Here is a 23268-nt window from a genome sequence, read left to right as displayed (position 1 = left end):
AGCTGTTTTCTATTTAAGATAAAGCCGCAAAAGATTGCCAGATACCTTGCTGTTCGGGATGCATGTTGGGGACATCGCCCAAGCGTCGCCATGGCATATTGCTCCCATGAAAGTCACTACCTATCGATGCAGCAAGCTTGTGCTCAGCAATACTACGGTCAACCATTTTACGCGTACTGACAGGCTCGCTATTGGCAGGTAACTCACAAGCATCACCACCAAGCTGCGCAAATTCTTCGATAAGCTTACGGACGCGCGTCGCTGACAGCTGATACCTCGTTGGATGTGCCAACACCGCTTTGCCACCACATTCCTGTATCAGCTCAATGCCGCGCTGCATTGTCAGCGCCTCGATCGCCACATAAGCAGGTTTATTGTCTGCCAAATACTTATCAAAGGCTTTTTGTACCGTCTTTACTTCACCACGTTCAAATAACACTTGTCCGATATGGGCGCGCCCAACTGCTTGCGGGTTGCCACTAGCTTTAGCAAGAACAGCTTGCCACAGCTCATCATAATCGATACCAAGCAGCTTACTGAGTTTTTCTGTAATACGTTGACCACGAGTCGCGCGGCTGTCTTGCAACTGTTGTAGGGTGGCGTGCATTTTCTCGCGGTCGGTAAAATCAAGACCAAGTACATGAATAATTTTATTGGTAGATTTATTTTTACCGTAGCCGCCGCTCAAAGTATGCTCACAGCTGATTTCTACGCCATTGATTAGTTGTATATTGCAAGCTTCCGCCGCGGCGCGTGCCTCATCGATACCTAGCAAGGTATCATGATCGGTTAAGGCCAATACATTAATGCCAGCCGTATGGGCGCGCTGTACCACTTCTGCCGGCGCATAAGTGCCATCAGAGCAGGTACTATGACAATGTAAATCGATTTTCATAAAGCAAGCCTTAGAGTTTTGAATATTCTTGAGTAAAATAAGGTTAAAATTGTCAAAGCAGCTCATATCAGAGGATTATAGTGTTGATTGCTTTTTTTTGACGCAGTAGACGTGTAAACTAGCGCATACGTTTTAGTTGGACATTTTATTTGCTATGAAAGCCTTATTAGACTTCATTCCTTTGATCGCGTTTTTTATTGCTGCTCGTTACAATGGTATTTTGGCAGCAGCTGGCGCATTGCTCGTTGCTACTATCATCGTCTATGCGATTCACTTTGTGCGTCAAAAGGGTAAGTTCGACAAACAGCAATGGGTCGTCTTATTGTTAACTATCGTTTTTTGCGGTGGTACCCTGCTGTTGCGTGACGATATTTACTTGCGCTGGAAATCACCGATTATTAACGGTATTTTTGCGCTAACGCTGTTGGTCAGTGCCGCAATCAATAAACCTTTGATGCAATTGGCAATGAAAGATGTTTTTTCGCTCACAATGAGTGGTTGGAAAAAACTGACCATTGCTTGGGCATTGTTTTTTGCGATGATGGCGGTCCTACATTATATCACGGCATTTACCATGTCAGATGAAGCTTGGATTAACTTTAAAACTTATGGCTGGATTCCGCTTATGCTGGTATTCGTAGTTGCTCAGTTTTTGTTATTAAAAAAGCATCTGAACCCTGCATTGACGGATAAGTCAGCTAAATAAAAAGTTAAATAGCAGCTGATAACTTAATAGTAGATATTTTGTTATCTCTGTGATGCCAATGATAACTATCATGCTTTATAAAGTCTGATAAGGCAAAATGACGCATGATAGTTATTGATTCTAACGCTCTATTTTTATTATTAATTGGGGAAGCAACATGTCTTTATTCGCCATTATCGGTCATGACGTAGCAGGCAGTAGCGCGCAACGTCAGCTGACACGCCCAGAGCACGTTGAGCGCTTACAAGTATTGAATCGTGAGCAGCGCTTGATTATCGCAGGACCAACCCCTATCGAGCACGGGAAAAGCGAGATGTCAGGCAGCCTGATTATCGCTGATTTCGACTCGCTTGAGGCAGCTCAAAACTGGGCAAGCGCTGAGCCGTATTTGCGTGACGGTGTTTACAGTCATGTCGACATCAAGCCATTTATTCAAGCGTTACCAGCAGTGAATGTCAGCACAAAAAATGAGGTAGCATCATCGTGATTCAGCGGTTACTCTCATTAAAAAGTCATAAAACTGGTCTTGCAAGTACTGTTTTTGCGGGCATAGTATCCATTACTTCCCTGTCAATGTCAGTACATGCAGCGCCAACACTGACTACTCAAACCGAGCCCGCAGCAGGGATTGTGCCAGCACTAATCGCAGCTAGCAACGCTCCTCCATCGAGCGACCCTCAAACAACTGCTCCGGTCATAGAAATGGCTACCGCAGCAAAGCCTGCTACCGATATTAACAATACCTTGGCGGCACAGCTGCAACCATCAAACAAAGCTTTATCGGCTGCCAACCAAGAATTACTAAGCCGTAATGCCCAGCTGCAACGCCAAGTCAATGATTTGCAGACGCAAGCAAACGTCTTGGTTTATGAAAGTCAAGGTCAATTATTTTTATATGGTGCATTTACTGTTTTGCTTAGCCTATTGGTCGGTATTTTCATCTCATGGCTGGTATTTGTTCGCCGTGAACGCTGGTAGTTGCATTTTTATCGATTGAAATTATCTACCGGATTGATGTCTACCGATTCGATGCGCCACTTCCTACTTGCTTGACCACTGTGGTGTTGATAAATAATTATGCCCAAACCAGCTTCTATGGCTATTGATACAACCAAAAGCACGACACCAGCACATGTTATCTCTCCAGCCAACATTGAGTGGCAAATTGATGATGCTGGTAATGAAGTGCCAGTATCAGGTGAGTTTGGCGATGCCTATTTTTCGCAAGCAGATGGTTTAGCAGAATCTCACCATGTATTTTTGGCACATAATCAGCTGCCCACGCGATTGGCAAACCTTATTCCTAAGCAATGCTTTACGATCTACGAACTAGGTTTTGGTACAGGACTTAATTTACTCGCGACTTGGCAGTTGTGGCGACAGCTTCGATTAAAACATCCGCACTTAGCAAGCGCCCGTTTGCACTTTATTACTACCGAAAAACATCCCGTCCCCTTTAATGACTTAGCAAAGATACTTGCCCCACTGGGACAACGTACACCTGAACTGGCACTGTTGATTGAGCAACTTTTAACTAGTTATCCTCCTCTTATCGCTGGTTGTCATCGGCTAGATTTTATTGATGATAATTTAACCCTTGATATTTGGCTAGGTGATGCTAGTGATAGCTTAGCAAGTTTAGATAGTGCAGTAGCTACTCAGCGTCCGTACATCAATGCCTGGTTTCTAGATGGGTTTGCGCCTTCTTGCAATGAGATCTTATGGACAGAGCGTATCTTTAGCCACATGCAACGCCTATCACGTGCTGGCACGACTGCTGCTACCTATAACTGTGCAGGTATCATCAAACGTGGATTACAGTCGCAGGGTTTTGTCATTAAAAAGAGCAAAGGGCTTGGGTCTAAGCGTGAGATGCTCACGGCGGTTATGAGCGAGATGTCATCTTTAGATAAGCCTATTTCAACCTTATCTAATAAGGTGCCTTTGTCCAACTATCCTAATAATGCAGTCGTTATCGGTGCTGGTGTGGCAGGACTACTGACTGCATGGTCACTTGCCAATCGTGGTATAAGCGTGACAGTGCTCGATAAAGACGCACCGCTGGCTGGTGCATCTGGTAATCCGCGCGCCTTACTTGCCCCGAATATGACGCCTATTCATCATGTTTATGAGCATCTGCATTCTATTGGCTATTTATACAGTGGTCGATTATATCGATACTTTAATCAGCAAGCTGCTATCCAAAAATCGCCGCTGATACTTGAGCAGACCGGCACATTAGACTTATTGGTGAAAACTAATATTGGTACGGAGCAGATTTCAGATTATCCAGATGCTATGGCAACCACTGTTAGCCCCGAAAAAGCACAAGATATCATTGGTTTAAAAGATAAAGACTTAGCTCATAACTTGTATCTGCCACAGTCCGGTTTGGTCAATCCACAAGCCTTAAAAACTGTTATTCTTGCGCACCCCAATATCACCTATCAGCAGCTCAATATTATTAATATTAAGGAAACCGAGAGCAATGTCATTTTGACAGGTTCTAAAGAGGATAAAAATGCGAGCCAAGCCTCTTTGACTATCACAGCTGACCATGTTGTGATTTGCGCGGCTTATGAAAGCCATCAATTGGATAAACGTATCGTTAAGTGCCGGACGATTCGCGGGCAACTGTCTTGGTTTACACCAACTGCGCAGCAACTGACTAAACTGCCTAAATTGCCGCTCAAATACAGTGGCTACTGTGCGCCATTTATTGGACAGAGCGGTGATGCGGAACTGAACCATATTAGCGAAAATCAGCCACAGTTTTTACTTGGTGCAAGCTTTATCGATGGCGATACCAATATCGATGTCCGAGATGAAGAAAATCAGCAAAATTATGACAAGTTGATTGAAGATATGCCTGAATTAAGCAGCGTCTTGCCAAATGATGTCAGTACATGGCATGCGCGTGCTGGCATTCGTACTCAAACGATGGATTATCATCCTTTGGTCGGATTACTTGCACAAAGTCAGCGTTTATGGACCATGTCAGCAATGGGTGCAAAAGGTTATGCGATTGCACCTATATGTGCCGAAGCCTTAGCAGATATGATGTTAGGCTGTTTTACACCTTTATCTGCCGCTATGTTAGCGCGCCTATCACCCAATCGGGCGCGGCTACATAAAGTGCATAAGCATAAAACACGTCAATCATTAATTTAGGTTCAGTACCTTAGCTATATGCCTAATTATGACCCTCACTAATGGATAGCTGTCTTATTATGAAAACTCTTCCCTTTACCTTTATAAAATCAAAACCATATTTTCAGGCTGTATCTGCCATTTTTTTAAGCTTATCACTGTTGATTGCCTGCAAAAAAACACCAGAGCCTGAGACAGCTAATGAAACAACCACAGAACTAGCAACTCAAACGACACCTGTGACTTCCAACATTAATGCACCAATGTTGCCGATGATATTAATGCCAACGCGTCTGCTGCGAATCCAGAACCAGATGTGAACTTAACAGAGCTAGAGGATAATATTGGCACAACGGATACCTCTGTCATTGACCCTGCTCCAGCGCCCAATCCAGAGCAAGCCATTAAAGGCTCGCAAATCACTGACGTTAAATATCGAAGTGCCTCGGGCGAATCATTATCAGTCGTTTTTGAGACTTCAGCAGCGGGCATGCTTAATGCCATCATCACCTTACCGAACAAACCTAAAATGACCTTAAGCGCGCCTGAAGGTCAAGGTAATAATCCTACCTATCGCTCAAGCGATGGCAATGTTCAGCTAGTTAGTCATGCTGGCGGTGGTACGGTAGATTTTATTCAAAATAATAAAATGACAAGCTTTGATGCCATTAGTGCCGATGCAGAAGTGATTACTGAGTAAGCTTTATAAGTATAAAAATATGTCGTAAAGTTAGTGGAAATGGCAATAAAAAAGGCTGCAAACGTTGATATCGTTGCTGCCTTTTTTATTGCCTAACTGACCTATTTTTCTATTATTTAACCAAATCCAGTAGTTTTACCAAACAGACTCACCAGCCAGCTCATCAATGACCACAAACCCCAACCGATAATGACAATGACAATGAGCCCCAACATATCAGGAATATGCAGATACAGCCAAGCAACTATTGGATTGCGCCAAAAAGCGCCAAAACGACTTTGCTGCTTATCTTCAAGTGATTGATGCAAAAACGGTCGATCCATATGGATGGTTTCGGTGATGCCATACTCGTTTTGTAGATGCTCATGCACGATGCCCAAGGTCTTACGACTAGGACGAATAAAGATGTCAAGCAGCGTCCCGATACCCGGTACGATACCAACTACCATATCAATCAGTGCCAATCTAACAGCGGGCGTCATTTTATGCGCGGGTACACCGAGCTGACGACCCAATATAAATGCATAGCTTGTTAATGCCAGACCTGCTAAATCTCCTGCCAGCGGAATGGTCGAAAGCGCAGCATCTGCGCCCATACCTTGCTTGGTGAAAGGCACACGTACGAGCGAATCCATGGTATTGGCAAATTTTGCCAATTTACGCTCCGTCTCAATCACCTGCTCGCGCGTCAAACCATTCTCAGCCAATCTTGCCTCATAATCACTCTTAGAAGCACTATGCGTAGATGATTTCTTGGTCTTTAGTCTCGAAAATTTATTGATCTTATCCATTAAAAGTCGTCCAGATACAAGCGATGGCTATAAGAGCAAAAACGTAACGTCCTACCCATATATTGGCTAAAAATGCTTTAAAACAAGCCAAAGCATTACGACTGGCACACGCACTATTTTGCTTAGCAAACATCATCGCGACTAACGCCAAGCCAAAGACTGGTGTAATACCTAAACTGGTCGGGGCAAAATAATGCCACATGACTGCGCCCATGATAACTAAAAACAACATCTGTAGTAATGAGATGATAATCACATCATAACGACCAAATAATATCGCGGTTGATTTAACCCCTATCTTTATATCATCCTCTCGGTCAGCCATTGCATATTGAGTATCATAAGCAACTGTCCAACACATATAAGCAAGGAATAACAACCAACACCAGATATCAGGCGCGCCTTGTATCGCCACATATGCCATTGGTATCGCCCAACCAAAAGCCGCTGCCAAAAATACTTGCGGCAAATGCGTATAACGTTTCATAAATGGATAAATAAACGCCAATATGACGGCACCAAACGACCAATAGAATACTTGAATGGGTAAAAACAGTAATAGACTGGCACTCAATAATACTAATACTAAAAAAACTGCAATTGCCTCTTTAGCAGACAGACGGCCATCAGCTAACGGACGACCTTTAGTACGGCTTACGTGACCATCGACTTTACGGTCGGCAAAATCATTAATCGCACAGCCTGCTGCCCGCATCAATATCGCTCCAAGGGCAAAAATCACAAAGATACTGAAACTGGGTAGTCCTGCCGTAATGCCTGCGCCTTGTTGCTGCGCCTGCCCCATCGCAGCGAATAATACACCCCATAATGTTGGCCATAGTAGCAGTTCAATACCTACTGGCTTATCAAAACGTGTCAGCTGAATATAAGCTTGTAGCTTGTCGTTAAATGTCATGGCGTTTTAATTATCATGGATAGAAAATAGTAAATAATGATTTGGGTGCATAGTAATTTAAGTTATAGAACTTGGCGTACGCTATAGTGAGTTCAATATAAAAGAGTTACGTTTAGAATAGCATTATGCTGGGATAAATTTCTCTCGCTTGCTGTGCGCTTCGCACTCCAGAGGCTTCGTAAAATTTATCCCAGCAGTACTGCATTCTTTTTAAATGGAATCGACTATACTTTTTTTGATGCTAATAATGTCACTAAACTTGTTGCCACATCTTATTGGCTTCAATGAGTGATAGCTCGGGATATTGCTTGCGTAAGGCTTTAATCGCAGCAACTTTCTCTTTTTGTGCAGCTTGCTGGCGTAAAAATGCCAATTGCTCTTTAGGATTACTTAACTCTTTTAGACGTGCTTCAAGGCGCAAGATTCTGGTACGCAGCATAATATTGATTAACAATAACGCCGCACCCATCACCCAAATGATTAATACAGACATTCCCTGCTCCTAAATTTATAAGCTGTCTTATTTGATATTATTAAACGAAATAACCGTCAAAACGTACTGCTTCATTATTCCAGCTTTCACTTGGCTGTTGATCAGCAAGTAACGGCGCACATTGTGGACGCTTAACGATGACGCGACCTTGTTTTTGACCGTTTTGACTGACAACGGCTTGTGCAGATTGTAGTAATTGCTGTTCTTCATCTAACGTTGGCGGATGCGCTAATTGATGCAATGCTTGCATATGCTTACCGACTTTCGCGCCCTTCCCCGTCTTGCTATCTTGATAACTGTTTTCTGGAAACATAGGGTCAAGATATATCATATCAATGGCTTGCTCGTTATCAGCCCCTAGATAGTTATTAAACCTTTTAAAATAAGTGAGCGCATCGGTATTAATAATCTGCAAACGTGACATCAGCTTTTGCCAATTTGGCAGCGTACTCATACGCAGCTGCTCTACAAGCAACAATAACGCCATCAATGGCTGCTGCTCAAGCATGATGACTTGTGCACCAGTACTCGCCAGTATCAAACTGTCATGACCAAAACCAGCAGTTGCATCAATGACCTGACTATCTGCGGTCAATTTCGCGGCTTGTAATAACAGCTCCGACTTACGCCCTGCACTGACTACGCGCCGCTGCAGTTTATCCCATTCGGGGGCAACGCTTACCCCATCACTCAACCATGAAAGTTTATCTTTTTCATCTAACAGCAATATAGGTTGGGTAGCTATCTGGCTTAACTGCTGGCGACGTTTTTGATTTAATTTCTCTGTCACCAGTTCAGTATTCAAGATAATGGGTAGCTTATGCTTAGCTATGAGTGCCTGCAAGCTCTCGACTTGACTGGCCTGCGTTTCATTAACATAAAGTAGTTGGCAGCTTATATCAGCAGTCAGCACTTGCTTCAAATTGGTCATGACTGCCATTCCTTTTTAATACTTATAACATCATGAATCTCTATTAAAAACCATTCCATCATGAAGTTTAGCCTGCCATCTGATAACCAAAACCCCAAGCAGCGACCAATACGATGATGCCGGTAATAATACGCAACCATGCAAAGATTTTAAAGTCACGGCGACTGACCCAAGCGACCAATAAGCGAATACAAAGCAAGGCCACGATAAACGATACGACAGTACCAATGCCTAGCACTAACCAATCTTCGCTACTGGTTAAAACGTCACGATGCTTAATAAAATCTAGTAGAGCCGCACCAATAATGACCGGAATACCCAAAAAGAAAGAAAATTCAGCGGAGGCTTTACGTGAGACGCCAAGCCACAGTGCACCAATAATCGTCGCACCTGAGCGTGATGTACCGGGTATCAATGCCAAACATTGCAGCAAACCTATCATCAAAGCTGTTTTTAGGCTAACGTCTTCTGCTTCTTCTGCAATAATGGCTTTCGGGCGATTCTCAACATAAAAGATCAGCAAACCACCGATAATCAGCATAATTGCAACGACGATAGGATTGAATAAATAGGCTTTAATCTCATCAGCAAAAGTAAAACCAACAATCATCACTGGAATAGTGGCGACAATTAAGCTAAGTCCCAGCTGACGAGGATTACTCATCCCTTCTGCTTTACCCGTCAGCAAACCCATCAGTGCCTGCCAGAGTCTGCCCCAATAGTCATATATGACCGCTAAAATAGCGCCAAACTGCACCACCACCACAAACAAATCGACTTTTTCTTTGGTCCAAAAACCCATCAAATCAGCGGATAAAATTAAATATCCTGTGCTAGAGATGGGCAAAAACTCAGTGATACCTTCAACGATACCCATGATGACAGCTTGAATTAATAAAATAATATCCACAAAATTATTCCTAAGAAATTCCGAAAACAGTAAAGGCGTTTGTTTTATATTGTTATATTCGTAATACTGTTATTGTCGCGTGCGACACTTGAAAGCTTTATAAGCACTGAATATAGAAAGGGTATACTAAGCCTTACCTTGCTCTTTCAACGTTTTCCACGCTTGATTGCGTAAGTATTTGGGTAAAGCTTGCGCCGCTTCTGTTCCGCCATTGACCATAAACTGAGCCACACCCAATTGTCCTATCACGGTCGCATCAGGATGGATATCAGCATGAATAATCTGACCGTCATGTAGACTTAATAAACCGGCACCATTGCCAACGATAGGAATCTCTAGCGCTGTCTGGCTATCATAATCAAGTAGCTGCTCAGTATCTTCGCCATTGTCTTGATTAACCGCCTGCATAATATTGTCTATTAGAGCATATTGCCCAAAATATACCTGCTGCATACGCGCATCAAGGGCACTGTATACTTCGCTTAAACCCTGTTGCTGATACGCCGCTTGCGCAATCGCTTGCAGGCTTGAGATACCCACACAAGGAATATCATGCGCGACAGATAGCGCTTGTACCACTGCCGTATTGATTCGTATACCACTAAAGGCACCAGGACCACGATTAAAGACAAGCGCTTGTATATCAGCCAGTTTTAGCTGCGCCTCAGATAATGCCGCGTCAATCATCGGTAAGATTTGCTGGGTCTGCTGGCGCTTACCTGTCTCGGTATGACTCGATAACACTTGACCGCTGGCATCTAAAATGGCGATCGAACACTGATCGAACACGGTATCCATTGCTAAAAACATCATAACCTCGGCTAATTCTCTTAACATCGTAAAACAGCGCCTATCATAGCATTTAGGACAGATTAATTGACTTGCTTTCTATATTTTTCATGCATTCTTTGTGAGAATTCACTCAAATATTCAAAATATGAAAAAACCTCAAAGCTTATTTAGCTTTGAGGTTTTTATTATCAATATTTCCCAGTAGCACTAAATCATTTAAAAACGTGTTTTAAACTTCTTCGGCGCTTGGTTTTGTAGCTCTTGCATCTGTTTTTGCATCTCTTCAGTGCTAGGCATGTTATTTGGGTCAAGTCCCATTTGCTTTGCCATTTGCTGTGGGTTCACATCTTTAACACCACCTTGCTGACCGCCACCGCCGAATAATGGACCACCGCCGCCTGCTCCACCGCCGCCGCCCATCAACCCTTGCATCGATTTCATCATTTTACTGATGCCTTCAGGCTTAGAAATCATTTTCATCATTTTTGCCATTTGCTTGTGCTGCTTGAGCAAACGATTGACGTCTTGAATCTCACGACCTGAGCCTGCAGCAATACGGCGCTTACGACTTGGATTGATTTTATCAGGATTTTTGCGCTCAAATGGCGTCATCGAATTGATCAACGCTTCCATCTCACGTACTTTTTCTTCAGGCTTGGCCTCTTCGACCGCTTTTTGCATATCCGAGCCACCCATACCTGGCATCTTATCTAAGAAGCCCGCCATACCGCCCATGCTTTTCATTTGCTGAAACTGGGTCAATAGATCTTCAAGGTCGAACTCGCCGCCCTTTTGCATCTTTTTCGCCATTTTTTCGGCTTTATCACGGTCAATCTTTTGCTCAACTTCTTCAACCAGACTTAAGACGTCACCCATACCAAGAATACGCTGGGCAATACGTTCAGGATGGAACAGCTCTAGCGCATCTAGTTTCTCACCGCGACCCAAGAATTTAATTGGCTTACCTGTGATGGCGCGTACAGAAAGCGCCGCACCGCCACGAGCATCGCCGTCAGTCTTGGTCAAAATAACGCCCGTTAATGGCAGCGCATCGTTAAAGGCTTTGGCAGTATTTGCCGCATCCTGACCGGTCATCGCATCAACAACAAACAGTGTCTCAGAAGGATTGACCGCAGCGGTTAACGCCTTGATTTCATCCATCATGGTTTCATCAATAGCCAAACGACCCGCTGTATCAATAATCAAGATATCTTGATATTGAATTTTAGCTTCTTCGATAGCACGCAAGGCGATATCAATAGGGTTTTCGTCGCTACTTGAATTGACGAACTTGGCATTTACTTGTCCAGCGACTTGCTCAAGCTGGGCAATCGCTGCGGGACGGTAAACGTCAGCAGATACCAGCATGACTTTTTTCTTATGGCGCTCTTGTAAGAACTTCGCCAATTTACCGGCAGTGGTAGTTTTACCAGCACCTTGCAGACCTGCTAGCAGATAAATAACTGGCGGCTTACCTGTCATCTCAAGCTGCTGATTGGCACTGCCCATCATTTCAGTCAGCTCATCATGGACGATTTTGACAAATGCCTGTCCTGGTGCTAATTCTTTAAGCACTTCAGCGCCAAGCGCTTGCTCTTTGACACGCTTCACAAAATCACGAGTGACTGGCAATGCCACATCGGCTTCTAACAGCGCCATACGTACTTCGCGTAAAGTGTCTTTGATATTGTCTTCGGTCAATTGCCCCGTGCCTGCGATATTGCGCAGACTAGACGACAATCGTTCTGTTAAAGTATCAAACATAAATAACTCTCAGTTAAAATAATTCTGGATTAAGCTTAACTCTTCATAAATAAAAGAGTTGATAAATACTATTAGGGTATGTGATCTCAGGTATTCAAGCTCAATTGCTAAGCATTTATCAGGAATACATAAGACGGTGCTCAATTGAGTGCCATTTTATGATAAATTGGGTAATTATTCTAATAATACCACTTTAGCATGAAATTAAGCGCGTATTTTGCGCGCATTATGAGATGAGGTTTTATATCTTGCAACTTGCATTTTTACTTGCTGCGATGGCTTATTTCTTAGTCAGCATCTATATTGGTTGGGCGCTGATTCAAGATAGACCTATCCATAAAGGCCCAAGCTTAGGCTTATTATTTGTGGGCATGTTGGCACACGCAGGGCTACTTTATCCACACATAGTCACACTCTATGGGCTAAATTTCAATCTGTTTAATATCATCAGCTTGATCAGCTTATTCTTTTTGTTTTTTTACGTCATGTTTTCTCTGTATCGACCTATTGTCAGTCTGGGTATCCTCGCGGCACCGACTGCTCTTGTGGGTATGCTAATCGGTCATATTGGACGCGCGCCTTATCGTCCGATTACGGATATTAGCATTGGGCTTGAGTCTCATATCTTGCTGTCGCTTGCCGCATATTGTGTGCTGTTGATGGCAGCGGTACAAGCGCTATTTTTGCGACTACAAATACGTGAGCTTAAGCATCAATCGATTCACCGCTTTTGGGTCAACAAGCTGCCGTCTCTTCAAAGCATGGAGAGCCTATTATTCGATATGCTATTGGTCGGCTTTGTCCTGCTTAGTATCGCACTGGGTATTGGCTTTATTTACGTAGACGACTTGATGGCGCAGCATCTTGTGCACAAAACAGCCTTTAGCCTGATGTCTTGGCTGCTGTTTGGCGCATTACTTATCGGTAATTGGCGTGCTGGATGGCGCGGAAAACGTGCCGCTAATATGACTATCTATGCTTTTATTTTATTAGCGATTGGCTTTGTTGGTAGTAAGTTTGTATTAGAGATGCTGTTATAGAACCAGTTCCACAGTAATAATATAGTAAAAAAGCTGCGAGTATTAAATAATAATACTCGCAGCTTTTTTATTAAATATCTTTTAATACTCTGTTCTAAATTTCAAACCACTCTAATGAAAACCTAATTAAATACTACCGTCTTATTCCCTGCGACAATCACGCGATTTTGTACATGCCAATTGACTGCGCGTGCCAATACATTACGCTCGATATCGCGACCAATAGCACGTAGCTCTGTGACACCTTGACGATGTGTCACACGGTGCACATCTTGCTCAATGATAGGTCCTTGATCGAGCTCAGCGGTCACATAATGGGCAGTTGCGCCAATCAACTTCACCCCTTTATCATAAGCTTGACGATAAGGGTCAGCACCGACGAACGCAGGCAAGAACGAATGATGAATATTGATAATCTGCATGGGCCAGCGCTTAACAAAGTCTGACGACAATATCTGCATATAGCGCGCTAGCACCAATAAATCATTACCCGCCATCAATGTATGGATCTTCTCTTCTGCTTCTATTTTATTATCTTTGGTCACTGGAACGTGATAAAAAGCGATACCAAAATTTTCTACTGATTGGCGTAAAGCAATATGATTACTTACCACGCAGGTAATCTCGCAATCGAGCAAGCCGCGCTGATGACGCCATAGTAAGTCTAATAAGGCATGATCAAATTTAGATACCAAGATACCAACTTTGGTCTTAATCGCATTGTCATGTAAGCGCCATTCCATATTGTGGCGTTTGGCAACGGTATGCGCAAAACTGGCCTCAAAGTTATCGATAATCTCGCTCAATCCTGCTAAAGCAAACTCTAAACGCATAAAGTATTGACCGCCTTCATGAGCCGTTGAGTACTGATCTAACGTAATGATATTGCCGCCATAGCGATGAATAAACTCAGATACGGCTTGTACGATACCGGCTTGGTCACGGCATTTGATCAATAGGGTCGCTGTAGCAGTAATAGTAGGAATCTCTCTAGGTGTCATTTGAAATGACGTTTTTGGTGAAGCAATCGTTGCGGTGTCTGACATAGTACGCTCAATTAAAAATAAAACTTGCTGCTCACTTTAAATATAACTAGCAGCATAGGAAACCGACTATTCTAATCGTTTTTGCAAGAATTTGCTGATTGAGTTGGTTGTATTTAATTATTCAGATTATAAATACAAAACCCCCAACGCGAGGGTTGGGGGTTTTGTATTTATAATATTGTAAGAGGCTTACTATATGACAGATATTGTGGTCGTTGTCGTAGTAGCGGCTGGAGCTGGTGTTGTTACTGATAATTTGATTTTATCATTAGGACGACAGCCGCTATATTCGAACTTATAGCTTACCGCGCTATCAACTACTTTACCAACTCCTAGATTAATAATACTAGGTAATTTCAAATTGCCAGAAGTAAGCTCTGCTTCACAGGTCACATTCGTATTTGCTACAGTCAAGGATGACCCTTCTGGCAACGTGGTACTTACTGAACCCGTACCGTTCCCACTGATTGAAACACTAATAGAGGTTGAACCTGATTTAACAATAGCCGTAGTATTTGGCTCAGCATTTGATACCTGTATTACACCATTCGTCAGTTCTACCGTAGGAGAGTAGTCAGTCTTATCTTCAGCCACAACACTAATGGTAGTTCCTGACGGCATACTGACCGTACGTGCACTATTACCATACATTTTAAAAGCTCGGGTGATTGCCGTCTTTCCTAAATTAGGATTAAGAGAACCAGGTAAACCCTCATATACTGGACTATCGGAAGCTAAACCTAGTATAAACTGTTGGCGTAAGATAGCTGACAGCTTATTATCACAGGTATCTTCAATATTTGGTTGAGAGTTAGAAGAAGGTGCACAAACAGCGCCAGTAGCCCCTCTTCTATATACAAATTCGCCAGCTTCAGAATCATAATTGTTATTTTCGTTATCATCACGGAAGAAGTCGCCGATGTTATGCGTGAATATATCACCAGCGCTAAATTGATTATCGCCATCCTTATCAATATAAGCTTTATCACCTTCTACATAAGCAATTACTGCGACACGATTATCTACTGGACGTGGGTTTTGAGTACTGAACTCAACCGTACATATTCCTTTGTTAGTCGCGCAACTTGGCGTTACTCTACCACCTTCACTGACGAAACTCATTACTGTACCATCGGGTACAGGGTTACCTACTCTATCTACTAATCGTACTGTAATGGTTGCAGTATCGCCATCTACACTATTAGCTAATACGTTTTTGCTCAACGAAATACTAACACCATTTTGAGTTGCACGTCCTGTCGCTACAGAGACGTCTTTTGATAAGGCAAATATACTGGTATTTGATTTTAAGGTGGCTTTAATTTCTACAGGTCCGGGTAATGCACCTGGATATAAGTTGACGACGACCTTACCTTGCGAATCACTAGTTACTGTTCTGGGGGCTTGGTTATTTAATGTTACAAAACTAAAGTCAGTAGGTACCTGCAATTTACTTATTTCAACTTGCTGATTGGCAGCAGGTCTGCCATTTGCGAATACAGTAAATTCTATCTGACCTGAGCTTGATGAGCCACTATTACTTGCTCCTAACTGCAGTTTCTCAGTTGTGGTATAAAATATTGAGCTCGCTTCAATACCAGAGATGTTTATACTCTTTGTTTGTCTGTTTACTGGATTGTTCGCAGGAGTAGCAGTGATGGTTTGTGCACCTTCACATAAGTTACCATTATCATCAATAGCCTTATAAGTTGTACTTACATCACCTTGATTGCTAGAAATGACACTATTACTATCAAAACTGCCACAACTAGTAGTGAAGTTTACAGTAACATCGTTTTGGTAAACGTCATTGATTGCATCTTTTGTTTTGAGAGTGATATTTGTATTACTACCCGAGTCCAAACTGGTAGATGACAATGTAAATTCAGTTAGTGACACTTGTATAGCCTGTAAAGAAAAGTTATAGCCAGGCGTAGTTTCGGTCAAATCATTATAATTAACAGTTGCGCTGAGTTGATAGCTTCCTGTATTTGCACTATCTAAAGGTTTGACGGATATAGATGCCTCACCTTTTTCATTCGTCAAAACAGTGTTATTGCTAGTACCAAATATAACACCTTCAGCTTGAAAGGATACCAAAGCATTGCTTACTGGATTTCTATTACCATCAGTTACTATCACTGTTGCACTCGCTCCAACTGACGTAATAGTACGAGTTACTTTGCCATAGGAATCTATTAAAGTTATAGGTGTTACATTGATAGCACTTACTGGTATTCCTGTTCCATCCTCACCGTTGCTACCATTGCTAGGCTTTTCAGGACCCAAATCAGGGGCAGGCGCAATTATATCCGTGCCATCTCCACCACCACAACCAGCCAGTGCCAATGCGCAGGTTAAAAAGGTGAGCTGAAATAATTTAGAGGTAGGTAATAAGGTGTATGACATGTTTGGAACTCCGCAGCGGCAATCATTTGTGTAAGTAAACAGGCAAAATCATTACACGGAATCCTAATAGATTAGTAATGATACATACACTTACAATAATGCCATTAGTATTAACAGATTGTATTAAATATATAACTGAGACTTTACTGACTTTTGTCATAACTTACAACTAAAAAGTGAATCCTTATTATTAAATAATCAATAACATAGGACGCTCATTTCAGGGTATAATAGCTACCCTTTAAACCAACAACTATCACAAAAATATTTGAGTATTCATTACTTTTATGGTATAAATGTCGGCTTTAAAATTTTCTGATTTGGTTTGCCTGTTATTTGCCTTTAGATGACAGTAAATCAGCTCAACCTTCATATAGTTTTGTTTGGTGCAAAGCTGCCGCTTGCTGTGTCCATGCCGCAAATACGTGCAACTTGCCCAGACTGGTATGAGAAAAACTCATACCTCATAGATTAGGAGTTCGCCATGTCTAGAGTTTGCCAAGTGACTGGAAAGCGCCCTATGGTGGGTAATAATGTTTCGCACGCAAACAACAAAACCCGTCGTCGCTTTCTACCAAACCTTCACAACCATCGTTTTTGGGTAGAGTCTGAAAATCGTTTTGTACGTCTACGTGTGTCTACCAAAGGTATGCGCATCATTGACAAATTGGGTATCGATAAAGTGCTAGTAGATCTACGCGCACAAGGTCAAAAAGTTTAAGTAAATATTGGCAGTCTAATCTATCGATGAATATCGCTATTTAGGCTGCTGTTATGCTGAAGATTTACCAGCTCATATATTTATGACTGGATACTATCTACAGCAACTTAATACTTTAGACCCATACCTATCGATTGAAGACCGCTCATTTACAGGAAAGCCATCATGAGAGATAAAATTAAATTAGTATCAACTGCTGGTACTGGGTATTACTACACCACTACCAAAAACAAGCGCACTATGCCTGGCAAAATGGAAATCAAAAAATTTGATCCAAAAGTACGCCAGCATGTGATCTTTAAAGAAGCAAAAATCAAATAATATCCATTTTCATAAATGGTTTTATTTGAACAAAAAAAGGGTTTATCAATTGATAAACCCTTTTTTATTGTCGTTATTTAGACTGACTACTATTTATCTATTTGCTATTGATTTATACATCATTAACTATAGTGCGTTGGCTCTTTGTCATAGACATGCGCATGCCATTGACTCATCTGCTTTTGCATAATCACTTGGATTGCAGCATGAATCATATGCTGACCTATCGCTTGGGTATCACTGCCCAATATCTCTTTTAACTTATCAGAAAAATCAATGGTCATTAGCGGCGCATCATCTTGTTCAGCATCACGTAAGAGCAATTTGCCATCGTCTGCTTCTACCAGCTCAAGGGTCGTCTCTTTAGCAAACCCTGCAAACTGATCGGTACTGTCATTATCTACTTCAATCTCATTATCGATATCGTATGGCATTCATTGTATCCTTATTATCCCGATTTATACCTGTAAAAAACGCGCTGATTCCACTTACTAAAGCTACTGTCTTACAGTCATGCGGGCAAAACTATCTTATTCATACAATGGACGCTTTGGCGCTATAATTCAAGGGCTATCCTATAAGTCTTTTGCACAACCTACGTTCGATGGTCTTAGTTTTATAGAAATTACCAGCGTTTAACGCCAGTAACGCAGTTTTGCTAGGGTAAATAAGAAAGCAACAAACATACCGAGATAGTACATGAGCTTTAACTCTAATGTCGGATCACGATATTTGAACGGTAACGCTACTGTCGCAGTCGCGGTTGGCAGTATCAATAACATGAGCAGCCAGTTTTCAAAGACGTGTAGCCAACCTTGTAAATCAGTTCCATGACGAAGTGAAGACAGTCCTAGCAGCAGGCAGGCAATAATTAAGCTGGTAAATAAACCATTTGGTAAGTCTTTTGGATAAATGATATTGGCAATACTGGTCGGTATGATTCTCATGTAGAATTCCAGTCAAGCTTATAGAGCATGACTTAACGGTGAAAAAGTGTATCAAAAAACAACTTATAAAAATATTACAATGTTATCTTTATTAAGGAGCTTTATCTCTACTAATAAAAACTTAACTATAAGTACCCATTAACCACAGCATTGAGATACAAGAGGTCAAATACCCCAAACTAATGGCATTCCAGCTCTCTATATGCATATCTTTAACCTTGTTAAGTAGGCGTGAACCTAGCCAAAATAAAAGGGGAATGCCTAGCATAAATGCGGGTACGATCACCGCCGCGTGGCGTAATACTTCACCGGCATCTTCACCAACCATCAGGCGAAAGCCATAACCTGCCAGACTCAGAACAAGGGCGAACATGGCTAAGCCAATAGTAATACCTTTTGGCACTAAGCTACGTGATTGCAAGTCTTGCTGGGACTCGGCTCGATGTTTTGCATTTTGCATATTCATATTTTACCTTTAGCTGACATGTCGCTTAATATAATCAGTCATACAGCGGCTATTAATAATAGGTAACTTTAATATTTAATAGTATATAACTTACTATATGGGGCGTTACTCCCCATTTGCCAAGGCAAGCTCTGCACGCATGGCATCGATTGCTGCTTTATAATCTTCTTGATTAAATATCGCTGAACCGGCGACGAACATATCAGCACCTGCTTCGGCAATGGCGCGGATATTACTGGCTTTGATACCGCCATCTACTTCTAATCTAATATCACGACCGCTAGTAATGATACGCTGACGTACTTGGCGAACCTTTTCTAGCGTCCCTTCAATAAATGACTGACCCCCGTAGCCAGGATTGACACTCATCAGTAGGACCTGATCCACTTTATCCATGACATAGTCTAAATAATGCAATGGTGTTGCTGGATTCAATACCAAACCACACTCAGCGCCGCCATCTTTAATCAACTGCAAAGAACGATCGATATGCGAGCTTGCTTCCGGATGAAATGTGATGATGCTGGCACCTGCCTCTAAGAACTGCTCAATCATACTATCAACAGGGCTAACCATTAGATGCACGTCAATTGGTGCATCAATCCCATAATCACGCAGCGCCTTACAAATCATGCTACCAAACGTCAAATTGGGTACATAATGGTTGTCCATCACATCAAAATGGATGACATCAGCACCAGACGCCAATACACGTTCTACTTCTTCGCCTAATTTCGCAAAGTCAGCAGATAATATGGAAGGGGCGATTAGATACGGCTTAGAGGGACTGATCATAATTGAGCTACCTAATGGATATTTGACTAAGGATTTAATATATAGATATATGCATAGCACGAATAATACGTATGTCCATTATAACGGATAATCAGGGTCTATAATGGGTACTGAGTATCGATATTATAGCTACGCTCAGCACATGCAGACAATTAGCGCGGTTTATATTGGGTTTTACAATAAGCACGACCTACCGTAAAACCTCGTATCGCTTCATGCTTGGTAGCGCGATTGCTCACACGTTGACGCCATAAGCGAAACGAGGACGGTTTTAGCGCTTGACGCATAAGTGTAATAACACCGGACTCATTGAGACCATAGCTATGCTCTATCGCCTCAAACGGTGTCCTGTCCTCCCACGCCATCTCTATCACGCGCGACACTTGTGACTCATCGAGGGCATGAATAATCATATCATTCCTAGAAGCGGCGATAACTGGGCTTGATTTGACTGCATGAATTTGAGGATTATTTAAATTGGTACTGGTATGGTCTCGCTGTTTATTCTTTAAAGCAGTATCCATATCTGCTTGCATGGTGGCAAGCGTGGCTTTAGTAGCAACAGAATTACCCTCTACTGATGGAGTATCGGCAGCAACGGTACTTAAGTCTTGATAACTTGTCATAGATCTAACCTTTTAAACTTGAAACGCTATAACGAATAAACCATATGAGACCGAATTTTAGCTAAGCTGTGCCATACGCCAGTGATGCTCAATATGCTCATTGATTACTGTCTGGATAAAGTAATAGCTATGATCGTGACCCGCTTGATAGCGCAATGTTAATGGTTGCTTGGCATTTGTACACGCCTGTTGTAATTTTGACGTTTGCAACTGACCATCGGCTAAAAACTCATCAGCCGCGCCTTGATCAACCAAGATGCTTGAGTACTGCTGACCGACCTCTTCAATGACTTGCGATGCGTCTGCTTGCGCCCACAAGCTCTTGTCATCACCGAAATACTCTGTATAAGCTGCTTGACCCCATGCCGACTCACTAGCGGCGCACACAGGCGATAAAGCTGACACACTGACAAACTTGCCTGGGAATTTAAAGCCCAATAACAAAGCACCATGACCGCCCATCGAGTGACCTGTGATACCGATACTATGAATCGGAAACTCTGAGCGTAATAAATCATATAGCTCATCAACGATATAGCTTTGCATATTAAAGTGCTCAGACCAAGGAGCCTGAGTCGCATCGACATAATAGCTTGCACCTTGACCGACAAAATAACGCTCATCGTTTGCTACGTCATTGCTGTCACTGCCGTCACTACTTCTAGGAGAGGTATCCGGTGCGATAAATATCATACCAAGCTCGCTACATTTTTGTTGAAAATGTGCCTTATGGGTGACATTATCTGCATTACAGGTGAGACCTGATAAATATAAAATCGCCGGACAACGCTGCCCTGCTAGTGCTTCATCAGGCAGATAAATACTAAAGGTCATTGGCGTCTTGGTAGAGGTTGATTGATGGCTATAATAATGCTGCTCGCCATCAAAACAGCGATTGACACTTTTTTGCGTAAACTGGGTGCTGGCTGAGAGACTGTGGTTATAAGAATTATTCATGAGCATTATCCTTTTTAGCTAAGATAAAATAGTTGAAAACAGATGCTTATTTAAAAAAGCATCTGATTAAAAATGGGATAAAAATCAGTTCGCTGTGTTCTTATCATCCACAACTGTGGCTGCGCCCGTATTCGGTGAAATATTGATAGTCGTTGTCGCATTCGAAGTATCTGTAATGCTAGCAAGCGGCGGTCGTGTTTTATCAAATAACACTTGCTCAAATGCTGGCAACGCCGTTTCCATCAAACTACCGATCACCATTTGCGGCTCTGATGGCTCAAAACCCATAGAGATCTCACGCTCTTTTACTCGATAAGCAGCGTCTTTAAAGGCAGCAGAAAAACTGGTGTTTTCTCTTAAGCTTTCAGCAAAAAATGCTTGCCCAAAATAGGTCATCTCAGCACTATTGGTACAGCCAAATGACATCTTGTCTGTTGCCGAAGCGGTAATCACCACTGTCGTCGGCGACGCCAATTCATCAATAAAAGAGCCTGAATAACAAGCCGATACCACGATAACACGCCAGCGAATACCTGAGGCATCTAACGACTCTCGCAGCCATGTTGCATCCAGATTATCCATCGCAAGCGGTGGATTAGATAAATGGATAAAATCCTGATCGCCATGAGACGATAGTGTCATAAATAACACGTCTTCATCAGCGTTCATCTGCTGACCAATTCTTTTTAAGCCGCGTAAAATACTGGTTTTGGTGGCAATCGGCTCATCTAGCCAAGTATAGTTATTATTAATCAGTGCCAATGAATGCCCGCTAGTACCAAAACGCACATCAAACAGCTCACGTACTTTATTAATCTCAGAGCGGAAGACGTTTTGATCAGAGAATCCCGCCACACCCATAAAGTACCAATCACTTTTGCCCGGTATACTAGGATCTATACGAGCCAGCGCCTCTTGTAATAAACGCGGCTGCTCATATAATGCCGCTTCTTCTAACACCGGCTCTACCGGTATCTGCTTAAATATGGGCTGGTCAGCGACGTTACGCTGCCAAATCGTCAATAGTGCCACAGCACCGATGAGGACGATGATCCGCTCCCACCACGGTATACGCAGGCGACGAGAAAATATCCATAACAATGCCAAGGTCTGCCATAAAAACAGCACCAAAAATAGCGTTGGTAAAAACGAATAACTCCAATCGGGCAACCAGCTATAGCTACCTAAAAACTGTACTAAGCTTTGTAATAGAGCGGATAAAGTATCAGCAACCAACCACAGTACAACAGGCACAAAAACCAGCGCTTGATTGCCTGCGCGCCGTGCCAGAATAATGCCGCCAAGTAGAATAATCATCGGCCATATGAGATAGCTGACCAATCCTTGCTCATTGAAAATACTGCCATCTGGAGCGGCTAACCAAGAAAATAGGATATTACTACCCAAAGCCAATAGCGCAAATACAGCGAACTGAACAAAGGTAGGTTTAACCCAAGAGAATGCCCGTGTTGAGCCTACTAGCATCCACAAGGTTGCAATAATATTGGCAGCGAAATTGAGCGAAAAGCGCTGCAGTGAAACGGTTTTTAACGACGCAAGTGACAAAGACTTAGACCTCTAGCCAGTCGAGAGAAATAAAACAAATCAATGATAAAATATTTTGATATCCATGCCGTTTACTATCTTTCAATTAACTCTTTTGCAAGGCATACGAATGTCAATTTTATATTTAATTCACTATGAAATGGATATAAGAGACGGATAGCGCACATCAATATTATTGACTAATATCTTAGCTCGCTAATCTATCGCGATTGTAACGGATTGTCGGTCAAGAGCATAAGGCTGAATTGTAAAATTCGCTTAAAAACCTATCAAAAAAGGAGGTCTTAAATTTAAGACCTCCTTTTTTATCAAAACCTTCTATCAAA

General features: G+C 42.3%; 26 protein-coding genes. 9 read left to right on the top strand and 17 right to left on the bottom strand.

Annotated features, from left to right (window positions below):
- Nucleotides 1-13 precede the first annotated feature (13 nt).
- Nucleotides 14-895: a PHP domain-containing protein gene (locus tag H0262_RS03755; RefSeq protein ID WP_049751816.1), complete on the bottom strand. Its 882-nt coding sequence runs from the start codon at nt 893-895 to the stop codon at nt 14-16.
- Nucleotides 896-1049: 154 nt separating this feature from the next.
- Between H0262_RS03755 and ispZ the strand changes: the two genes are divergently transcribed.
- The 6 genes from ispZ to H0262_RS13115 all read left to right on the top strand — a co-directional run bounded on the left by ispZ (nt 1050) and on the right by H0262_RS13115 (nt 5451).
- A complete protein-coding gene (gene ispZ / locus H0262_RS03750) occupies nt 1050-1601 on the top strand; it encodes a septation protein IspZ (protein WP_011514294.1) in 552 nt (183 codons plus the stop codon).
- 157 nt (nt 1602-1758) lie between these two features.
- On the top strand, nt 1759-2088 hold the full coding sequence (locus tag H0262_RS03745; RefSeq protein WP_181209733.1) for a YciI family protein: 330 nt from the start codon (nt 1759-1761) through the stop codon (nt 2086-2088).
- Entirely contained in the window at nt 2085-2579 is a 495-nt protein-coding gene (locus H0262_RS03740; protein WP_181209732.1) for a hypothetical protein, read from the top strand. Before H0262_RS03745 ends, H0262_RS03740 begins: the two co-directional genes overlap by 4 nt.
- Nucleotides 2580-2678: 99 nt before the next feature.
- Nucleotides 2679-4772 (top strand): FAD-dependent 5-carboxymethylaminomethyl-2-thiouridine(34) oxidoreductase MnmC, encoded by a 2094-nt coding sequence (gene mnmC, locus H0262_RS03735; RefSeq protein ID WP_181209731.1) that lies wholly within the window; start codon nt 2679-2681, stop codon nt 4770-4772.
- A gap of 59 nt (nt 4773-4831) precedes the next feature.
- A complete protein-coding gene (locus tag H0262_RS13120; RefSeq protein WP_259275390.1) occupies nt 4832-5071 on the top strand; it encodes a hypothetical protein in 240 nt (79 codons plus the stop codon).
- A complete protein-coding gene (locus tag H0262_RS13115; protein ID WP_259275389.1) occupies nt 5068-5451 on the top strand; it encodes a hypothetical protein in 384 nt (127 codons plus the stop codon). The genes H0262_RS13120 and H0262_RS13115 overlap by 4 nt, the downstream gene beginning before the upstream one ends.
- 116 nt (nt 5452-5567) lie before the next feature.
- Here H0262_RS13115 and H0262_RS03725 read toward each other — a convergent pair whose 3' ends face one another.
- From H0262_RS03725 to ffh, 7 genes are all read right to left on the bottom strand, one after another.
- On the bottom strand, nt 5568-6242 hold the full coding sequence (locus tag H0262_RS03725; protein ID WP_181209730.1) for a DUF4112 domain-containing protein: 675 nt from the start codon (nt 6240-6242) through the stop codon (nt 5568-5570).
- Nucleotides 6235-7158, bottom strand: coding sequence for a 4-hydroxybenzoate octaprenyltransferase (gene ubiA / locus H0262_RS03720; protein ID WP_181209729.1), 924 nt, complete (start codon nt 7156-7158; stop codon nt 6235-6237). Before ubiA ends, H0262_RS03725 begins: the two co-directional genes overlap by 8 nt.
- Nucleotides 7159-7411: 253 nt before the next feature.
- A complete protein-coding gene (locus H0262_RS03715; RefSeq protein WP_011514301.1) occupies nt 7412-7651 on the bottom strand; it encodes a hypothetical protein in 240 nt (79 codons plus the stop codon).
- 40 nt (nt 7652-7691) lie between these two features.
- The gene (locus H0262_RS03710; protein WP_181209728.1) at nt 7692-8582 is read right to left on the bottom strand and encodes a class I SAM-dependent methyltransferase; all 891 of its coding nucleotides are present in this window, start codon (nt 8580-8582) and stop codon (nt 7692-7694) included.
- A gap of 67 nt (nt 8583-8649) precedes the next feature.
- The gene (locus H0262_RS03705; RefSeq protein ID WP_181209727.1) at nt 8650-9492 is read right to left on the bottom strand and encodes an undecaprenyl-diphosphate phosphatase; all 843 of its coding nucleotides are present in this window, start codon (nt 9490-9492) and stop codon (nt 8650-8652) included.
- 126 nt (nt 9493-9618) lie between these two features.
- Nucleotides 9619-10302: a tRNA (adenosine(37)-N6)-threonylcarbamoyltransferase complex dimerization subunit type 1 TsaB gene (gene tsaB, locus H0262_RS03700; protein WP_181209866.1), complete on the bottom strand. Its 684-nt coding sequence runs from the start codon at nt 10300-10302 to the stop codon at nt 9619-9621.
- Nucleotides 10303-10500: 198 nt separating this feature from the next.
- Nucleotides 10501-12048, bottom strand: coding sequence for a signal recognition particle protein (ffh, locus tag H0262_RS03695; RefSeq protein ID WP_149409293.1), 1548 nt, complete (start codon nt 12046-12048; stop codon nt 10501-10503).
- A 233-nt stretch (nt 12049-12281) separates the two neighbouring features.
- Here ffh and H0262_RS03690 point away from each other — a divergent pair, with 233 nt between their 5' ends.
- Complete coding sequence (locus H0262_RS03690; protein WP_181209726.1) at nt 12282-13088, top strand: inner membrane protein YpjD; 807 nt, start codon at nt 12282-12284, stop codon at nt 13086-13088.
- Between the two features lie 122 nt (nt 13089-13210).
- Here the strand turns inward: H0262_RS03690 and purU are convergent, their stop codons facing one another.
- Complete coding sequence (gene purU / locus H0262_RS03685) at nt 13211-14089, bottom strand: formyltetrahydrofolate deformylase (protein WP_220432374.1); 879 nt, start codon at nt 14087-14089, stop codon at nt 13211-13213.
- A 237-nt stretch (nt 14090-14326) separates the two neighbouring features.
- On the bottom strand, nt 14327-16543 hold the full coding sequence (locus H0262_RS03680) for an Ig-like domain-containing protein (RefSeq protein ID WP_181209725.1): 2217 nt from the start codon (nt 16541-16543) through the stop codon (nt 14327-14329).
- Between the two features lie 484 nt (nt 16544-17027).
- Here H0262_RS03680 and rpmB point away from each other — a divergent pair, with 484 nt between their 5' ends.
- A complete protein-coding gene (gene rpmB, locus H0262_RS03675) occupies nt 17028-17264 on the top strand; it encodes a 50S ribosomal protein L28 (RefSeq protein ID WP_011280972.1) in 237 nt (78 codons plus the stop codon).
- Between the two features lie 165 nt (nt 17265-17429).
- Nucleotides 17430-17585, top strand: a complete 156-nt coding sequence (gene rpmG, locus H0262_RS03670) for a 50S ribosomal protein L33 (protein WP_010201403.1) — start codon at nt 17430-17432, stop codon at nt 17583-17585.
- A gap of 122 nt (nt 17586-17707) precedes the next feature.
- On the opposite strand, the gene H0262_RS03665 is transcribed toward rpmG, so the two are convergent.
- The 7 genes from H0262_RS03665 to H0262_RS03635 form a co-directional block, all read right to left on the bottom strand.
- Nucleotides 17708-18019: a hypothetical protein gene (locus H0262_RS03665; RefSeq protein WP_011514309.1), complete on the bottom strand. Its 312-nt coding sequence runs from the start codon at nt 18017-18019 to the stop codon at nt 17708-17710.
- Between the two features lie 201 nt (nt 18020-18220).
- A complete protein-coding gene (locus tag H0262_RS03660; RefSeq protein WP_011514310.1) occupies nt 18221-18532 on the bottom strand; it encodes a hypothetical protein in 312 nt (103 codons plus the stop codon).
- 121 nt (nt 18533-18653) lie between these two features.
- Nucleotides 18654-18998 (bottom strand): hypothetical protein, encoded by a 345-nt coding sequence (locus H0262_RS03655; protein WP_011514311.1) that lies wholly within the window; start codon nt 18996-18998, stop codon nt 18654-18656.
- Nucleotides 18999-19103: 105 nt separating this feature from the next.
- Nucleotides 19104-19793 carry a ribulose-phosphate 3-epimerase gene (gene rpe, locus H0262_RS03650; protein ID WP_011514312.1) on the bottom strand — a complete coding sequence of 230 codons (690 nt, stop codon included), beginning with the start codon at nt 19791-19793 and terminating at the stop codon, nt 19104-19106.
- Between the two features lie 152 nt (nt 19794-19945).
- Nucleotides 19946-20206 (bottom strand): TIGR03643 family protein, encoded by a 261-nt coding sequence (locus tag H0262_RS13065; RefSeq protein WP_220432373.1) that lies wholly within the window; start codon nt 20204-20206, stop codon nt 19946-19948.
- Between the two features lie 270 nt (nt 20207-20476).
- Complete coding sequence (gene fghA, locus H0262_RS03640) at nt 20477-21376, bottom strand: S-formylglutathione hydrolase (RefSeq protein WP_181209723.1); 900 nt, start codon at nt 21374-21376, stop codon at nt 20477-20479.
- An 84-nt stretch (nt 21377-21460) separates the two neighbouring features.
- Nucleotides 21461-22942 carry a C13 family peptidase gene (locus H0262_RS03635; protein WP_181209722.1) on the bottom strand — a complete coding sequence of 494 codons (1482 nt, stop codon included), beginning with the start codon at nt 22940-22942 and terminating at the stop codon, nt 21461-21463.
- Nucleotides 22943-23268: the final 326 nt, after the last annotated feature.

The organism is Psychrobacter sp. D2, assembly GCF_013608135.1.
Lineage (GTDB): Bacteria > Pseudomonadota > Gammaproteobacteria > Pseudomonadales > Moraxellaceae > Psychrobacter > Psychrobacter cryohalolentis.
The sequence above is the reverse complement of the archived record's forward strand: the minus strand, read 5'-3'. Positions and strand labels throughout refer to the sequence as shown.

Coding starts and splice junctions, on each gene's coding strand:
- H0262_RS03755 (WP_049751816.1), bottom strand. CDS start 895: ATGAAAATCGATTTACATTGTCATAGTACCTGCTCTGATGGCACTTAT.
- ispZ (WP_011514294.1), top strand. CDS start 1,050: ATGAAAGCCTTATTAGACTTCATTCCTTTGATCGCGTTTTTTATTGCT.
- H0262_RS03745 (WP_181209733.1), top strand. CDS start 1,759: ATGTCTTTATTCGCCATTATCGGTCATGACGTAGCAGGCAGTAGCGCG.
- mnmC (WP_181209731.1), top strand. CDS start 2,679: ATGCCCAAACCAGCTTCTATGGCTATTGATACAACCAAAAGCACGACA.
- H0262_RS13120 (WP_259275390.1), top strand. CDS start 4,832: ATGAAAACTCTTCCCTTTACCTTTATAAAATCAAAACCATATTTTCAG.
- H0262_RS03725 (WP_181209730.1), bottom strand. CDS start 6,242: ATGGATAAGATCAATAAATTTTCGAGACTAAAGACCAAGAAATCATCT.
- ubiA (WP_181209729.1), bottom strand. CDS start 7,158: ATGACATTTAACGACAAGCTACAAGCTTATATTCAGCTGACACGTTTT.
- H0262_RS03715 (WP_011514301.1), bottom strand. CDS start 7,651: ATGTCTGTATTAATCATTTGGGTGATGGGTGCGGCGTTATTGTTAATC.
- H0262_RS03710 (WP_181209728.1), bottom strand. CDS start 8,582: ATGACCAATTTGAAGCAAGTGCTGACTGCTGATATAAGCTGCCAACTA.
- tsaB (WP_181209866.1), bottom strand. CDS start 10,302: ATGTTTTTAGCAATGGATACCGTGTTCGATCAGTGTTCGATCGCCATT.
- ffh (WP_149409293.1), bottom strand. CDS start 12,048: ATGTTTGATACTTTAACAGAACGATTGTCGTCTAGTCTGCGCAATATC.
- H0262_RS03690 (WP_181209726.1), top strand. CDS start 12,282: ATGAGGTTTTATATCTTGCAACTTGCATTTTTACTTGCTGCGATGGCT.
- purU (WP_220432374.1), bottom strand. CDS start 14,089: ATGACACCTAGAGAGATTCCTACTATTACTGCTACAGCGACCCTATTG.
- H0262_RS03680 (WP_181209725.1), bottom strand. CDS start 16,543: ATGTCATACACCTTATTACCTACCTCTAAATTATTTCAGCTCACCTTT.
- rpmB (WP_011280972.1), top strand. CDS start 17,028: ATGTCTAGAGTTTGCCAAGTGACTGGAAAGCGCCCTATGGTGGGTAAT.
- rpmG (WP_010201403.1), top strand. CDS start 17,430: ATGAGAGATAAAATTAAATTAGTATCAACTGCTGGTACTGGGTATTAC.
- H0262_RS03665 (WP_011514309.1), bottom strand. CDS start 18,019: ATGCCATACGATATCGATAATGAGATTGAAGTAGATAATGACAGTACC.
- H0262_RS03660 (WP_011514310.1), bottom strand. CDS start 18,532: ATGAGAATCATACCGACCAGTATTGCCAATATCATTTATCCAAAAGAC.
- H0262_RS03655 (WP_011514311.1), bottom strand. CDS start 18,998: ATGAATATGCAAAATGCAAAACATCGAGCCGAGTCCCAGCAAGACTTG.
- rpe (WP_011514312.1), bottom strand. CDS start 19,793: ATGATCAGTCCCTCTAAGCCGTATCTAATCGCCCCTTCCATATTATCT.
- H0262_RS13065 (WP_220432373.1), bottom strand. CDS start 20,206: ATGATTATTCATGCCCTCGATGAGTCACAAGTGTCGCGCGTGATAGAG.
- fghA (WP_181209723.1), bottom strand. CDS start 21,376: ATGAATAATTCTTATAACCACAGTCTCTCAGCCAGCACCCAGTTTACG.